Origin of the sequence: Mycobacterium sp. 852002-51163_SCH5372311 (assembly GCF_001667115.1) — a bacterium.
In the GTDB taxonomy this organism is placed as follows: domain Bacteria; phylum Actinomycetota; class Actinomycetes; order Mycobacteriales; family Mycobacteriaceae; genus Mycobacterium.
In genome coordinates, this window is sequence record NZ_LZIJ01000055.1 from 163,609 (window position 1) to 176,748 (window position 13,140).

Below are 13,140 nucleotides of genomic sequence, written 5' to 3' on the forward strand. Positions count from 1 at the left end.
GACAGAAACTTGGAGGTGACCAGGTGAGTACCGACACCGTCGGCGTCCGGGAGATCGATTCCGGCACCTTGCCAACCAGGTACGCCCGCGGCTGGCACTGCCTGGGTGTAGCTAAGGACTACCTGGACGGGAAACCGCATGCGATTCAGGCGTTCGGCACCAAGCTGGTGGTTTTCGCGGATTCGCAGGGCGAGCTGAAGGTTCTCGACGCCTACTGCCGGCACATGGGCGGCGACCTGTCCGAGGGCACCATCAAGGGTGACGAGGTCGCCTGCCCGTTCCACGACTGGCGCTGGGGCGGTGACGGACGATGCAAGCTGGTGCCGTACGCCAAGCGCACACCCAGAATGGCCCGTACCCGCGCGTGGACCACCGATGTGCGCAGCGGCCTGCTGTTCGTCTGGCACGACCACGAAGGCAACCCGCCGGACCCGGCGGTCAGGATCCCCGAGATTCCGGAGGCGGCCAGCGACGAGTGGACCGACTGGCGGTGGAACAGCATCCTCATCGAGGGTTCCAACTGCCGCGACATCATCGACAACGTCACCGATATGGCGCACTTCTTCTACATCCACTTCGGGTTGCCGACGTATTTCAAGAACGTCTTCGAGGGCCACGTCGCGTCGCAGTATTTGCACAACGTGGGCCGGCCCGACGTGGACGATCTGGGCACCTCTTACGGCGAAGCGCACCTGGATTCGGAGGCGTCCTACTTCGGGCCCTCGTTCATGATCAACTGGCTGCACAACAAGTACGGTGACTACAAGGCCGAATCGATCCTGATCAACTGCCACTACCCGGTAACCCAGAACTCCTTCGTGCTGCAGTGGGGAGTCATCGTCGAAAAGCCGAAAGGCATGGACGAGAAGATGACTGACAAGCTGTCACGGGTGTTCACCGACGGGGTCAGCAAGGGCTTCCTGCAGGATGTCGAGATCTGGAAGCACAAGACCCGGATCGACAACCCGTTGCTGGTCGAGGAGGACGGCGCGGTGTATCAGCTGCGTCGCTGGTATGAGCAGTTTTATGTAGATGTAGCCGACATCAAGCCGGAAATGGTGGAGCGCTTCGAAATTGAGGTCGACACGACGCGCGCCAACGAGTTCTGGAACGCCGAGGTCGCGGCGAACCTGAAGGCAAGGGATGCCGAGCCGGCCGCCGACGAAGTGCCCGCCGAGCAACACTGACCGATATGCCCGACGTACCGGCGGTTCCCGACGTCGATCGGCTGGCCCGGTCGATGCTCCTGTTGCACGGTGACCACGGTCCAGATCACGCGGACCATCAGAAACGACCGGTCCGCAGCGGTGCCGGCGATTCTTGGACCAAGTCAAGGGATTTCGGTGACGATCCACAACGCGCCGCTGCGATTCGGGAGGCCAGCCGCGCGGACCGTGAACGCTATCTGAAGGCCGGCCTGCGGCCGGTGGATTGCCGATTTTGCCACGTAACGGTCACCGTGAAGAGGTTGGGGCCGGGCCATACCGCGGTGCAATGGGACACCGAAGCATCGCAGCGCTGCGCCTATTTCGCCGAAATCCGTGCCCGCGGCGAAGATACCGCTCGCACCCGTTCCTGCCCCAGGCTGAGCGACAGTATCGAACATGCGGTGGCCGAAGGCTATCTGGACGCGGCCGCGGACGACGGCTGAGTCATCTACCCTGGGGCAGTTTGGTTATCGCTTCAAACGCCTCGAGGAACACTGCGGCGATGTCACTGTCGCTGGCGCTGGCCAACGGCTTCTTTTGCAGCAGCACACGTTGCACGCCGATGCCCAGGAGCAGCGCCGTGACCATGTCGGCGCGAATCCTGCGGTGGTCCGCGGTGATCCGTTTGGCCAGGTTGCGGGTGAGACCCGCATCGAGTTGTGCATTGAGCCGGGTTACCACCGCCGGATCTCCACTGGACCGTAGCAATGCGAACAACGGGGCATCGATGTCTCGACGGGCGGCCAGGACACGTTCAATCAGCTGCCTGCCCAGTACATCGTCGGTGGCATTTCGGACCTCCTCGGTGCCGGAGACGTCAGTCGCTTGGATGAACAAACTTTGCTTGGAGCCGAAGTAGCGGCGCACCAGTGTGACGTCCACCCCGGCTTGAGCCGCCACCTCGCGCAGACCAACTGCGTTGTACCCATGGCGGAGAAACAGTTCGCGAGCCGCTTCCAGCAGCCGGGTTCTGGTGGCGGCGGCATCGCGGCGGCGCGGCGGCACATCTGCGGCAATCCTGCTCTGCTTGCGCATGTCCACAACTGTAGACATAGTCTCATGAAGCGCGCTAGCCTGGAGGTCATGTCTACGACTGTAGACATATCAGTCCGATCAGGGAGGTGGCCGTGACCGGAGTCATGGTAGTCAAACAGCGCGTCGCCAACATCGATCGATGGAATGCCGTGTTCCGCGATCCCGAACTCGACACCGTTCGGCGACGACACGGCTTGGTGGTGACCGGCACCTATGTCGACGGCACCGATCCGAACGTCGTCATCGTCGTCATGGACATGGATAACTTCGTTGCCGCACAACAGTTTGCGGCATCATCGGAGCTGGCCGCGGCACGCGAGCGGGCCGGGGCAATCGGGGATCCCGACGGTGTGTGGTTAGGGCCGCACAGGATTGACGACTGATGCTGGTAATACGCCAAATTGGTAGCCCGCGATGCTCATGTTCGAAGTGCCTCGGCGACATTCGTTGTCTCGGCATGCGTGTGAATCCTGGGCTTTGCAGGTGAATCCTGGGCTTTGGAGGTGAATCCCGGGCGTAGATTCGCGCCGATTCCCGCCCCAGATTCACACCGAAAGCCGCCAGTACACACTTAAAGCCGTCAGTACACACTGAATGCGCAGCATGCCACCCAAGTGACCTCGAGAATCAAGCAGCCCTGTGACCAGCGCGACGCAGCGGTGTCACAGACCGGCGAAGCGCTCCTTGACCGCCTCGACCGAAAGCCCGTAGTCCGCCAGCGAATACGTGTGCTTCGGTGCGCGTTCGCCGGCTTGACTCTGAGCGTGGCTGTCCGCCATGGCTTGCCGGGCCTCCTCGGTCAGCGTCAGGCCGAAATGTCGGTAGATGTCGGCCACCGTGCCGAGCGGATCGGAAATCAACTCACGATAGTCGACGTCATAGAACTGGGCCGGATCATATTTGGCGCGAGCGGTATTGAACCGTTCCAACCCACGCGACCAGGTTTCCATTGCGTCAGCACCGATCTGAGCGCCGGCGAACGTCGTCGACCAGCCATCGGCGGTATGCGCGGCCAGCGAACACATGGAAGCCATGATCGTCTCCACCGGCCGATGGGTCTGCACCACCAGTGCGTCGGGATAAGTCGCCATCAAAGCGTCCAGCGCGAACAGATGACTGGGATTCTTGAGCACCCAACGCTTTTCGGCATCGTTGAGCCCGATCAACTGGAGGTTCCTGCGGTGCCGTTGATAGGACGGCGTCCAGTCCTGCCGGGACAGCCACTGCGCGTAGCTGGGCAAGTGCGCAAGCGTCTCGTAGGACACCGAATGCAGCGACTGCCGCAGCAGCTGCCAGCATTCCTCGAGCTCGTACGCCGCCATGAAGTGCAGGCCGGTGTATCCCGGATTCTCGGCGTGATGGCGGGTGAATTGCGCGTCGAGTTCGCGATACAGCGGGTTGGTTTCCCAGGTTTCGCGCGGCGGGCGCGGTTGCGGGAACTCGGCCAGCCACATGTGGAGGCCCTGGTGCGCCGGGTCGGCGCCGAATAGCCGGTGCAGCGCAGTCGTACCGGTACGCACCAGGCCGGTGACGAAGATGGGTCGTTCGATGACGACGTCGGCATAGTGCGGATATTGCTTCCACGCCGATTCGGACAGCAGCCGGGCCACCAGCGCGCCGCGCAGGAAGAACCGGTTCATCTTGCTGCCCAACGGGGTTAGCCCGGCTTCCCGACGGTAGGAGTCCAGCAGTACTCCCAGCGCTTCGCGGTAGTTGTCGTCGTCGGGACCGAAATCGTCGAGCCCGGTCAGCTTGGTAGCCGAGGCGTGCAGTTCGTCGACCGTGCCGATGTCGGTGCGATGACTCATCAGTTGTGATACTCCCCGCAGTTGACGTCCAGGGTCTGCCCGGTGATGCCGCTGGACAGGTCGCTGGCCATGAACAGGATCGCCGAGGCCACCTCGTCTTCCGTGGGCAGCCGCTTGAGGTCGGAGTTGGCGGCGGTGGCCTGGTAGATCTGGTCCGCCGTGGTGCCGTACTTGCCGGCCTGATGGTTGAAGTAACTCTGCAACGTCTCACCCCAGATATAGCCGGGCGCAACGGAATTGACCCGGATACCCTTATCGCCAAGCTCAGTGGCCAGCGATTGCGACATGGCCAGCAGCGCTGACTTGGCCATCTTGTACGCGCCGTATTTCGCCTGAGAGTGCCGCAGCACCATGGAGTTGACGTTGACGATCGAGCCGTGCGACTCCGCGAGAGCAGGTGTGAAGCCCTGAATGAGGCGCAGCGCTCCCAGTGCGCTGAGCTCGATCGCATCTCGGATGTGCTGAAACGTGGTGCCCGCCAACGGCTTCATCGACGGCACCCGGAATGCGTTGTTGATCAGCACGTCAGCCTTGCCGTAGGCCTCCAGTGTGGCATCGACGAGGTTGTTCACCTGGTCGTCGTCGGTGATGTCGGTGGGCACCGCCACCGCCCTCCGGCCGGTGTCGACGATCTGCTTGGCGACGTCATCGAGACGTTCCGCGCTGCGGGCCGCCAGCACCAGGTCCGCGCCATCCCGCGCGCACCGGTGCGCCAGTGTGGTCCCCAGCCCGGGGCCGACACCGCTGATCACAACCACTTTGTTTGCGAGCATTCCGGTCATCCTCACCCCAGCATCCTGGCCGCAATTTGCTGTTGGCGCAGTGCGATTCGCGCCCGCCAATCGTCCTCGGAAATCTTGTTGTGCTCGAGATACGGCAGCGCGGCCGGAATGGCGTCGAAGTCGACCAGCTCGACGGTCGGCCCGTCGGCCTCGGTGAGCTCGCGCGACACCCGCTGCCAGCGGAACTGCAGGAAGCCGCGCCGATGACCGAGCGTTTCCACCCAATTGGTTACGCCCGGATTCTGGTCGGCCACGACGATGCGGACCTTACCGTCCGGATCCGCTTGGGCCTGAGTGTTGTTCAGCGACGTCTGATGGTTGATGTAGTCCAGCGAGATGTACCACATGCTGCCCAGCTGGAAACCCAGGTAAGGAGCGTCGCTCACCGGCACCGTGATGACTAGCGCCTGATCGGGCCGCAGATCGAAATGTCCGGCCGACGAGTACTGCGTGGCCAGCCCCCCGGGAGTCAACCGCGGTGCGACCATGGTGTTGACCGGAATCTTGAGGTAGAACCACTGCGGGAACTGCAGCCATGTCTTCACCCGGTTGACGAGTTGCTTTCCCGCTGTGGCGTAACGCTTTTCGATGGTTTCCCGGGTCAGCGGCGGCGGCGCAGTGCCGGCGGTGTCCAATCGCGAGATTGTCAAGGTGCCGCGCTGTGCGGACCAGTCGCCGTACACCTCGCGCATCACCAGTTGCCCGGGACTGGCGGGACGCAGATGCCACTCGAAGCTGCCGTCCTCGGCGATGTCGAGCTCCCGGTCGTCGAACGCGGCCTGACTGGCGGGCACGTTGTCGTCGGTGTACTCGCCGCCGAGCAACTGGAAGCTCAGGTCGGTGGTGGTGCCGCGCCTACCGGTGACCACATAGTCACGGTCGGCGTGTACCCGAGTGCCGAAGTAGAGGGTGTCCGGGTTGTCCAGGCCCATCTTGGTGAACGGCCCGGTGCCCGACTGCAGGAAAGGGTGGTCGCGTTCGTAGTCGAACGCCAGATGCATACAGGCCGCAACGCAGCCCGCCAGGTACTGCAGTCCTTCGAGCAGGTCGGCTTCGGTCTCGATGTGCGGTGCGGCGGCCACCAATTGCTCGGCCTCCGCGATCGCGGCGGTGAGCGGGCCAGAGAAGGGAGTAGCGGACACGCCTAGACGCTAGAACGTGTTCTACTTTTTCGTCAATGGCGAACATTCTCCCGCGTCGGGAGCGGCGTTCAAATACGAGGCCGACTCACTAGGGCGCGCACTGCTGGGACAAGTCGATCAGGTGCTGCCGCACATCCGGATGCCGGTTCAGGTAGTCGATGACATTGCCATTACCGCCCTCGGCCCGCGACCTGGCCTGCAGCTGCGCGTGGAGGTCAGGATGCCGCTGCAGGTACTGGTCGATGGAATGACCGACAGTCTGATTGCACGGGGGATCCGCACTGGCTGTGCCCGCCAGAGGCAGCGCGATTACCGCTGAAGCAGTAGCAGTGAGCAGCCCCCCGGCCAGCAGGCCGTACAGTCCGCGGCGACGTGCGCCGAATGTCGTGGATGTCTTGCTCATGCGCGCCAGGTTACCCGCGGTACCTTTGCGCCTGCTGTGCGCGACAGACCGGCTAAGGGGTGACGGCGGCGCCGCTCTCTTGCTCTCGTTTGATCTCCAGCGCGATGTCGATGAGCTGGTCCTCTTGGCCGCCGATGAGCTTGCGCTGGCCGGCGCGGTGCAACAGCTGATGGGCGGGCACCCCGTACCGTTCTGATTGGCGGACGGCGTGCTTGAGGAAGCTGGAGTAAACCCCGGAATACCCCATGATCAGCGCGTTGCGATCAAGCAGGCATTCGGCTGGCATGGCGGGCCGCACCACGTCTTCGGCGGCGTCGGCGATGTCGAAGAAATCGATGCCGGTCTTGACGCCGATCTTGTCGAACACTCCGATCAGTGCCTCGACGGGCGCGTTCCCCGCGCCGGCGCCGAACCGTCGGCAGGACCCGTCGATCTGCTTGGCACCCGCTCGGACGGCCTCGACGGAGTTCGCCACGCCCAATCCCAGGTTTTCGTGTCCGTGGAAACCGACCTGGGCGTCGTCACCGAGTTCGGCCACCAACGCCGCGACCCGGTCGCGCACCCCTTCGAGCACCAGCGCCCCGGCCGAGTCGACGACATAGACGCATTGGCAACCGGCGTCGGCCATGATCCGGGCCTGGGCGGCCAATTTCTCCGGCGGAATGGTGTGCGCCATCATCAGGAAGCCGACCGTCTCCAGGCCCAGGTCGCGGGCGAAGCCGAAGTGCTGGATCGACACGTCGGCTTCGGTGCAGTGGGTGGCGATCCGGCAGATCGACCCGCCGTTGTCCTGGGCTTCCTTGATGTCCTCCTTGGTGCCCACCCCGGGCAACATCAAGAAGGCGATCTTGGCCTCTTTGGCGGTTTCGGCGGCGAGCTTGATGAGCTCCTGCTCAGGAGTCTTGGAGAACCCGTAGTTGAAGCTCGAGCCTCCGAGGCCGTCACCGTGCGTGACCTCGATAACCGGCACACCCGCGGTGTCCAAGGCGGCCACGATGGCGCCCACCTCGTCCTTGGTGAACTGGTGACGTTTGTGGTGCGATCCGTCCCGCAGGGACGTGTCGGTCATCCGGACGTCCCACACCGGGTTGAAGAAGATGTCGGTAGTCATTGGCGCCACTCCTCCATCCCGGCTACGCCGGCATCATCGTCATCGGCGCGAGTCATCTCTGCACCCCTCCTGCCGTCGCGGACAAGGTCTCTTTGGCGATCTCTTCGCCCACTTTGGTGGCGGCCGCGGTCATGATGTCCAGGTTGCCCGCATACGGAGGCAGATAGTCGCCCGCGCCCTCGACCTCGACGAACGTGGTCACCACCGCACGACCCCCGGAGTTGATCGACGGCTCGTCGAACTGCGGATCGTTGAGCAGCCGATAGCCGGGAACGTAGCTCTGCACCTCGGCCACCACATCATGGATGGAGGCCGCGATCGCGTCACGGTCGGCGTCCTCGGGGATTGCGCAGAAGATGGTGTCGCGCATGATCATCGGCGGGTCGGCGGGGTTCAGGATGATGATCGCCTTACCCCGCGCCGCACCGCCGATGGTTTGCACGCCCTTGCTGGTCGTCTTGGTGAACTCGTCGATGTTGGCCCGGGTGCCCGGCCCGGCCGAGACCGAAGCGACCGAGGCGACGATTTCGGCATAGGGAACGCCGCCCAGGTCAGTGACCGCGCGATTCACCGCGTACACGATCGGAATGGTCGCCTGCCCACCGCAGGTGATCATGTTCACATTCGGGGCGTCGAGATGTTCGCGCAGGTTGGCCGGCGGGATCACCGCCGGACCCACCGCGGCCGGCGTCAAGTCGATCGCCCGGATGCCTGCGGCCGCATACTTCGGCGCCGCATCCTTATGCACGTAAGCGCTGGTGGCCTCGAAGACCAGGTCAGGCTTCTCGGGCTGAGCCAGCAGCCAGTCGACCCCTTCGTGGGTCGTCTCCAAGCCCAGCTTGCGGGCACGTGCCAGGCCTTCGCTTTCCGGGTCGATCCCCACCATCCAGCGCGGTTCCAACCAGTCCGATCGACGCAGCTTGTAGAGCAGGTCGGTGCTGATATTTCCCGAACCCACAATCGCAACGCTCGCCTTGGCAGGCATGATGCTCCTTACTCGATGGTCGCGACCCGTTGCCCGCGCATACCGTCGCTGGTTATTCAAATGACAAACGAACCGCGCCCAAGCCGGCGAACTCGGCGATGAACTGGTCGCCGGCGCGGGCGTCGATCGCTCGTGTGCACGATCCGGGTAACACGATGTCACCTTTGCGCAGCCGCACCCCGAAGCTTTCCACCTTGCGGGACAACCATGCCACCGCCGTGACCGGATTGCCCAGCACCGCATCACTGCGCCCCTCCGCGACGACCTCGCCGTTGCAGGTCAGGGTCGCGTCGATGGTCTTGACGTCGATGTCGGCCGGCGATACCCGAGCTTTACCCAGCACGAAGCCGGCTGACGACGCGTTGTCCGCGATGGTGTCGCACAGCGCGATCTTCCAGGCCGTGATCCTGGTGTCGATCAGCTCGATCGACGGGACCAGGGCCTCGGTCGCCGCCAGCACGTCCTCCTCGGTGCATCCGGCTCCCGGCAGGTCGGCGGCCAGGATGAAGCCGACCTCCACCTCAACTCGCGGATACAGATAGCGCGCGGCCTTGACCGGGACGTCCTCGAAGACCTCCATCTCGTCGAGCAGGTGCCCGTAGTCGGGCTCGTCGACGCCCATCATCTGCTGCATAGCCAAGGAGGACAGCCCCACCTTGTGGCCAACCACCCGGGCTCCCTCGGCCACTCGCTGCCGGATGTTGATCAGCTGGATCTCGTAGGCGTCCACGACGTCGATATCGGGGTAGCCGGCCGTCAGGGGGGCGATCGGCTCCCGACTCCGCTCGGCTTGGGCCAGGTCGGCGGCAAGCTCGTCGCGAACCGCAACAGAGAGCATTTACCGAAGTCCCCTCGTCTTACCGGAATGATGGTGACCGGGCCAGTAGCGCCCAGCCCCGGCAATTCTATAACGTGTTCTACATGACAGCACAGGAGTACGACGTCGTCGTGGTCGGAAGCGGCGGCGCCGGCATGGTGGCTGCCCTCACTGCCGCGCACCGAGGCCTCTCGACAGTGGTCATCGAAAAAGCCTCCCACTTCGGCGGCTCGACCGCGCGCTCGGGCGGCGGCGTCTGGATTCCCAACAACGAGGTCCTCAAGCACGACCGCGTCAAGGACACCCCCGAGGCCGCCCGCACCTACCTGCACGGCATCATCGGCGACCGATCGGTCAGCGGGGTGGAACCGGAACGCATCGACACCTACCTCGAGCGGGGACCCGAGATGTTGTCGTTCGTGCTCAAGCACACTCCGCTGAAGATGTGCTGGGTCCCGCGCTACTCCGACTACTACCCCGAGGCGCCGGGCGGCCGCGCGGGCGGTCGTTCCATCGAGCCGAAGCCGTTCAACGCCCGCAAGCTCGGCGTCGACGAGGCCGGACTCGAACCTGCGTACGGCAAAGTGCCGCTCAATGTGGTTGTGATGCAACAGGATTACATGCGACTCAACCAGCTGAAACGCCACCCACGCGGGGTGCTGCGCAGCCTGCGGGTTGGCGCCCGGACGATGTGGGCCAAGGCAACCGGCAAGAACCTCGTCGGAATGGGCCGGGCGCTGATCGGACCGCTGCGGATCGGCCTGCAGCGGGCCGGTGTGCCGGTGGAGCTCAACACCGCGCTGACCGACCTCTATGTCGAGGACGGTGCGGTCAGAGGCGTTTATGTCCGTGCGACCTCGGCATCTGAATCGGCTGAGCCACAGCTGATTCGGGCGCGTCGCGGGGTGATCCTCGCCTCGGGCGGGTTCGAGCACAACGAACAGATGCGGGTGAAATACCAGCGTGCTCCGATCACTACCGAGTGGACGGTGGGGGCCAAAGCCAACACCGGTGACGGCATCATCGCCGGCGAAAAGCTGGGCGCTGCATTGGATCTGATGGAAGACGCGTGGTGGGGGCCGACGGTGCCGCTGGTGGGTGCTCCGTGGTTCGCGCTGTCGGAGCGCAACTCGCCGGGATCGATCATCGTCAATATGTCCGGCAAGCGATTCATGAACGAATCGATGCCCTACGTGGAGGCCTGCCACCACATGTACGGCGGGGAATACGGCCAGGGGCCCGGCCCCGGTGAGAACATACCCGCTTGGCTGGTGTTCGACCAGCGGTATCGCGACCGCTACATCTTCGCGGGACTGCAACCCGGACAGCGCATTCCGCGCAAGTGGATGGAGTCCGGCGTGATCGTCGCGGCAGACACCCTGGAGGAGCTGGCGGCAAAGGCCGGCCTGCCGGCCGCTGAACTGGCCTCGACCGTTCAGCGTTTCAATGGCTTTGCCCGGTCCGGGGTCGACGAGGACTACCACCGCGGCGAAAGCGCCTACGACAGGTACTACGGCGACCCGACCAACAAGCCCAATCCCAATCTCGGCGAGATCAGTCACCCGCCTTACTACGCGGCCAAGATGGTGCCGGGCGATCTGGGCACCAAGGGCGGGATTCGCACCGATGTCCACGCACGTGCGCTGCGCGACGACGGCAGCATCATCGAAGGCCTTTACGCCGCAGGCAATGTCAGTGCGCCCGTGATGGGACACACCTACCCCGGGCCGGGCGGCACCATCGGCCCGGCGATGACGTTTGGTTACCTCGCGGCGCTGCACATCGCCGAGGCCGGGAGGGCCTGACATGCCGATCGACGTAGACGTCGCGTTGGCCGCAGAGCTGGAACCCATCGAATTCTCTTGGGTCAGTAGTGATGTGCAGCTCTACCACCTGGCATTGGGCGCCGGCTCGGATCCGATGGATCCCCGCGAGTTGCGCTATCTGGTGGACGACACGCCGCAGGTGCTGCCGACATTCGGCAACGTCGCCGCGACCTTTCACCAGACCACGCCGCCGACCGTGCAGTTTCCCGGCATCGATATCGAGCTGAGCAAGGTGCTGCATGCCAGCGAGCGCGTGGAAGTGCCTGCGCCGCTGCCTCCTTCGGGATCGGGCCGGGCGGTGACCCGGTTCACCGACATCTGGGACAAAGGCAAGGCCGCGGTGATCTGGAGCGAGACCAAGGTGACCGCACCCGACGGCGCCTTGCTGTGGACGCACAAGCGGTCGATCTACGCGCGCGGCGAGGGCGGATTCGGCGGCGACCGGGGACCGTCCGGGTCGGCGGACGCCGCACCGGACCGGGCCCCGGACCTGGAGGTCGCGATGCCGATCCTGCCGCAGCAGGCCCTGCTGTACCGGCTGTGCGGCGATCGCAACCCATTGCACTCTGATCCGCAATTCGCCTCTGCCGCAGGCTTTCACCAGCCGATCTTGCACGGCCTGTGTACCTACGGCATGACGTGCAAGGCCATCACCGACGCCCTGTTGGACGGTGACGCGACCGCTGTCGCGGCTTATGGCGCCCGCTTCGCGGGCGTAGCGTTCCCCGGCGAGACGCTGCAGGTCAACATCTGGAAGGGCGAAGGCCGTTTCGCGGCAAGCGTTGTCGCGCCTTCGCGCGACAACGCTGTTGTACTGTCCGGCGTAGAGCTGGTCCCCGCATAGCGCGAACAGGTCAACCCAGAGCGCGTTGTTGGTGGGCTGCTCGAAGTATGCAATCAGCGGTCAAGAATGCGGGCTTGTTTCGGTCGACAACATCGATGGGCAGGTCGGCGGCGCAGCGCAACACCATCAGGGCCAGCGCGCTATAGGTCGCATACGGAATTATCAGGAGGTTGACAGCGGCCTCCGCGCCCGTGACCGTCATGACGTGCTGGCGTTTGCCTTCCCACCCCGGGCAGTTGAAGTCGGGCGGAGCCTGTATAGCTGACCAGTTGACGTTGATGGAACTGACGATTCCGAGGAGTGGGGTCAGCACCGCGATAAGCCCGGGCAATTCGTTGGAGATGCGATGTACGCGTGGCCACCAGGCGCCGTCAATATCACGGCCGAGGTCATGGGCCACCGATAGGCGGATGGCGGTCGCACGGCGCCGGCCCGCGAGTAGATAGGTCACCGGCGTTGTCGCTGGCGGTGCCGAGTGCAATGGCACACCACGGGGGTGCGCCTGTCGCGAGCAATAGCGAAACGTAAAACGTCGGGTGGTCGCGACATGGTCAGGTCTGGACAATTCACGGGCGGTTCCTTCGCGGTTGGCATCGGACGCCCCGCTGCGGGGCGGACGGAGGAATCACATTGCCCGTGGGTGTCATTCGCAGAAACAGCACGTGACCACCGCTGACAACGAAACAGCTCAGACCTCACCCTACGCTGCGTGCGTTTTGGCGGCCAACCGACTTCGGGTTGTCGGCGCCGGCGCGGCGAGCACCACGCACTATGTCGGGGCGCTCGGAAAAGCGTCCGGGCAATGTGGATCTGATCACGGCTTCGGATAGGCCGTGCGGAAGATCTTGAGAATCAAGGGTACTGTGGCGGTAACCGACGTGAGGATTTTGTGATATGGCCGTGCAAAACTGGGACGCACCCGGAATTCATCCGTCGGAGATAAAAGTTGGTGACGTCATCGGCACGACGGGCCCCAGCCAGCTGCGCTATACGGTTAAGCTCATTGGCGCGCCGCAGAAGATTCCCCGGCAATGGACGTTTTTCGGCCGTGACGACCAGGGTTTGCAACATACCAGCACGTTCGGGGAGAACCAGTTGGTGCGCAGATTCGCCAAGTAGGGCGAGCAGACGTAAAAGCCCCCAAAATCAGCGGATTTCGGGGGCTTTTACGTCTGCTCG

15 protein-coding genes are annotated in these 13,140 nt (G+C 64.1%); 6 read left to right on the forward strand and 9 right to left on the reverse strand.

Going from position 1 to position 13,140, the window contains the following annotated elements; genetic code table 11:
- Positions 1-23 precede the first annotated feature (23 nt).
- Positions 24-1,187, forward strand: coding sequence for a Rieske 2Fe-2S domain-containing protein (locus A5791_RS07225; RefSeq protein WP_067233319.1), 1,164 nt, complete (start codon positions 24-26; stop codon positions 1,185-1,187).
- Between the two features lie 5 nt (positions 1,188-1,192).
- Entirely contained in the window at positions 1,193-1,651 is a 459-nt protein-coding gene (locus tag A5791_RS07230; protein WP_067233321.1) for a hypothetical protein, read from the forward strand.
- Between the two features lies 1 nt (position 1,652).
- On the opposite strand, the gene A5791_RS07235 is transcribed toward A5791_RS07230, so the two are convergent.
- Positions 1,653-2,243, reverse strand: a complete 591-nt coding sequence (locus tag A5791_RS07235) for a TetR/AcrR family transcriptional regulator (protein WP_067233323.1) — start codon at positions 2,241-2,243, stop codon at positions 1,653-1,655.
- A 92-nt stretch (positions 2,244-2,335) separates the two neighbouring features.
- Here A5791_RS07235 and A5791_RS07240 point away from each other — a divergent pair, with 92 nt between their 5' ends.
- A complete protein-coding gene (locus A5791_RS07240) occupies positions 2,336-2,626 on the forward strand; it encodes a hypothetical protein (RefSeq protein ID WP_231995823.1) in 291 nt (96 codons plus the stop codon).
- Positions 2,627-2,905: 279 nt separating this feature from the next.
- Here A5791_RS07240 and A5791_RS07245 read toward each other — a convergent pair whose 3' ends face one another.
- The 7 genes from A5791_RS07245 to A5791_RS07275 all read right to left on the reverse strand — a co-directional run bounded on the left by A5791_RS07245 (position 2,906) and on the right by A5791_RS07275 (position 9,312).
- A complete protein-coding gene (locus A5791_RS07245; RefSeq protein ID WP_067233325.1) occupies positions 2,906-4,051 on the reverse strand; it encodes a sulfotransferase in 1,146 nt (381 codons plus the stop codon).
- On the reverse strand, positions 4,051-4,833 hold the full coding sequence (locus A5791_RS07250) for an SDR family oxidoreductase (protein WP_067233328.1): 783 nt from the start codon (positions 4,831-4,833) through the stop codon (positions 4,051-4,053). The genes A5791_RS07245 and A5791_RS07250 overlap by 1 nt, the downstream gene beginning before the upstream one ends.
- Before the next feature lie 2 nt (positions 4,834-4,835).
- Positions 4,836-5,975, reverse strand: coding sequence for a hypothetical protein (locus A5791_RS07255; protein WP_067233331.1), 1,140 nt, complete (start codon positions 5,973-5,975; stop codon positions 4,836-4,838).
- Between the two features lie 88 nt (positions 5,976-6,063).
- Positions 6,064-6,378, reverse strand: coding sequence for a hypothetical protein (locus A5791_RS25875; protein ID WP_082966795.1), 315 nt, complete (start codon positions 6,376-6,378; stop codon positions 6,064-6,066).
- A 52-nt stretch (positions 6,379-6,430) separates the two neighbouring features.
- A complete protein-coding gene (dmpG, locus tag A5791_RS07265; RefSeq protein ID WP_067233337.1) occupies positions 6,431-7,489 on the reverse strand; it encodes a 4-hydroxy-2-oxovalerate aldolase in 1,059 nt (352 codons plus the stop codon).
- 52 nt (positions 7,490-7,541) lie between these two features.
- Positions 7,542-8,474 carry an acetaldehyde dehydrogenase (acetylating) gene (locus A5791_RS07270; RefSeq protein ID WP_067233339.1) on the reverse strand — a complete coding sequence of 311 codons (933 nt, stop codon included), beginning with the start codon at positions 8,472-8,474 and terminating at the stop codon, positions 7,542-7,544.
- 52 nt (positions 8,475-8,526) lie between these two features.
- The gene (locus A5791_RS07275; protein ID WP_067233342.1) at positions 8,527-9,312 is read right to left on the reverse strand and encodes a 2-keto-4-pentenoate hydratase; all 786 of its coding nucleotides are present in this window, start codon (positions 9,310-9,312) and stop codon (positions 8,527-8,529) included.
- Positions 9,313-9,395: 83 nt separating this feature from the next.
- On the opposite strand from A5791_RS07275, the gene kstD reads away from it, so the two are divergent.
- Positions 9,396-11,096, forward strand: coding sequence for a 3-oxosteroid 1-dehydrogenase (kstD, locus tag A5791_RS07280; RefSeq protein ID WP_067233514.1), 1,701 nt, complete (start codon positions 9,396-9,398; stop codon positions 11,094-11,096).
- Between the two features lies 1 nt (position 11,097).
- On the forward strand, positions 11,098-11,961 hold the full coding sequence (locus tag A5791_RS07285) for a MaoC family dehydratase (protein ID WP_067233344.1): 864 nt from the start codon (positions 11,098-11,100) through the stop codon (positions 11,959-11,961).
- A gap of 10 nt (positions 11,962-11,971) precedes the next feature.
- Here A5791_RS07285 and A5791_RS07290 read toward each other — a convergent pair whose 3' ends face one another.
- On the reverse strand, positions 11,972-12,412 hold the full coding sequence (locus A5791_RS07290; protein WP_082966796.1) for a DUF5994 family protein: 441 nt from the start codon (positions 12,410-12,412) through the stop codon (positions 11,972-11,974).
- Positions 12,413-12,855: 443 nt separating this feature from the next.
- Here A5791_RS07290 and A5791_RS07295 point away from each other — a divergent pair, with 443 nt between their 5' ends.
- Positions 12,856-13,080 carry a hypothetical protein gene (locus tag A5791_RS07295; RefSeq protein WP_067233346.1) on the forward strand — a complete coding sequence of 75 codons (225 nt, stop codon included), beginning with the start codon at positions 12,856-12,858 and terminating at the stop codon, positions 13,078-13,080.
- Positions 13,081-13,140 lie beyond the last annotated feature (60 nt).

Bases quoted from the DNA above. Each gene is read 5' to 3' on its own strand.
- A5791_RS07230 (WP_067233321.1), top strand. From the start codon at position 1,193: ATGCCCGACGTACCGGCGGTTCCCGACGTCGATCGGCTGGCCCGGTCG.
- A5791_RS07235 (WP_067233323.1), bottom strand. From the start codon at position 2,243: ATGCGCAAGCAGAGCAGGATTGCCGCAGATGTGCCGCCGCGCCGCCGC.
- A5791_RS07245 (WP_067233325.1), bottom strand. From the start codon at position 4,051: ATGAGTCATCGCACCGACATCGGCACGGTCGACGAACTGCACGCCTCG.
- A5791_RS07250 (WP_067233328.1), bottom strand. From the start codon at position 4,833: ATGACCGGAATGCTCGCAAACAAAGTGGTTGTGATCAGCGGTGTCGGC.
- A5791_RS25875 (WP_082966795.1), bottom strand. From the start codon at position 6,378: ATGAGCAAGACATCCACGACATTCGGCGCACGTCGCCGCGGACTGTAC.
- dmpG (WP_067233337.1), bottom strand. From the start codon at position 7,489: ATGACTACCGACATCTTCTTCAACCCGGTGTGGGACGTCCGGATGACC.
- A5791_RS07270 (WP_067233339.1), bottom strand. From the start codon at position 8,474: ATGCCTGCCAAGGCGAGCGTTGCGATTGTGGGTTCGGGAAATATCAGC.
- A5791_RS07275 (WP_067233342.1), bottom strand. From the start codon at position 9,312: ATGCTCTCTGTTGCGGTTCGCGACGAGCTTGCCGCCGACCTGGCCCAA.
- kstD (WP_067233514.1), top strand. From the start codon at position 9,396: ATGACAGCACAGGAGTACGACGTCGTCGTGGTCGGAAGCGGCGGCGCC.
- A5791_RS07285 (WP_067233344.1), top strand. From the start codon at position 11,098: ATGCCGATCGACGTAGACGTCGCGTTGGCCGCAGAGCTGGAACCCATC.
- A5791_RS07295 (WP_067233346.1), top strand. From the start codon at position 12,856: ATGGCCGTGCAAAACTGGGACGCACCCGGAATTCATCCGTCGGAGATA.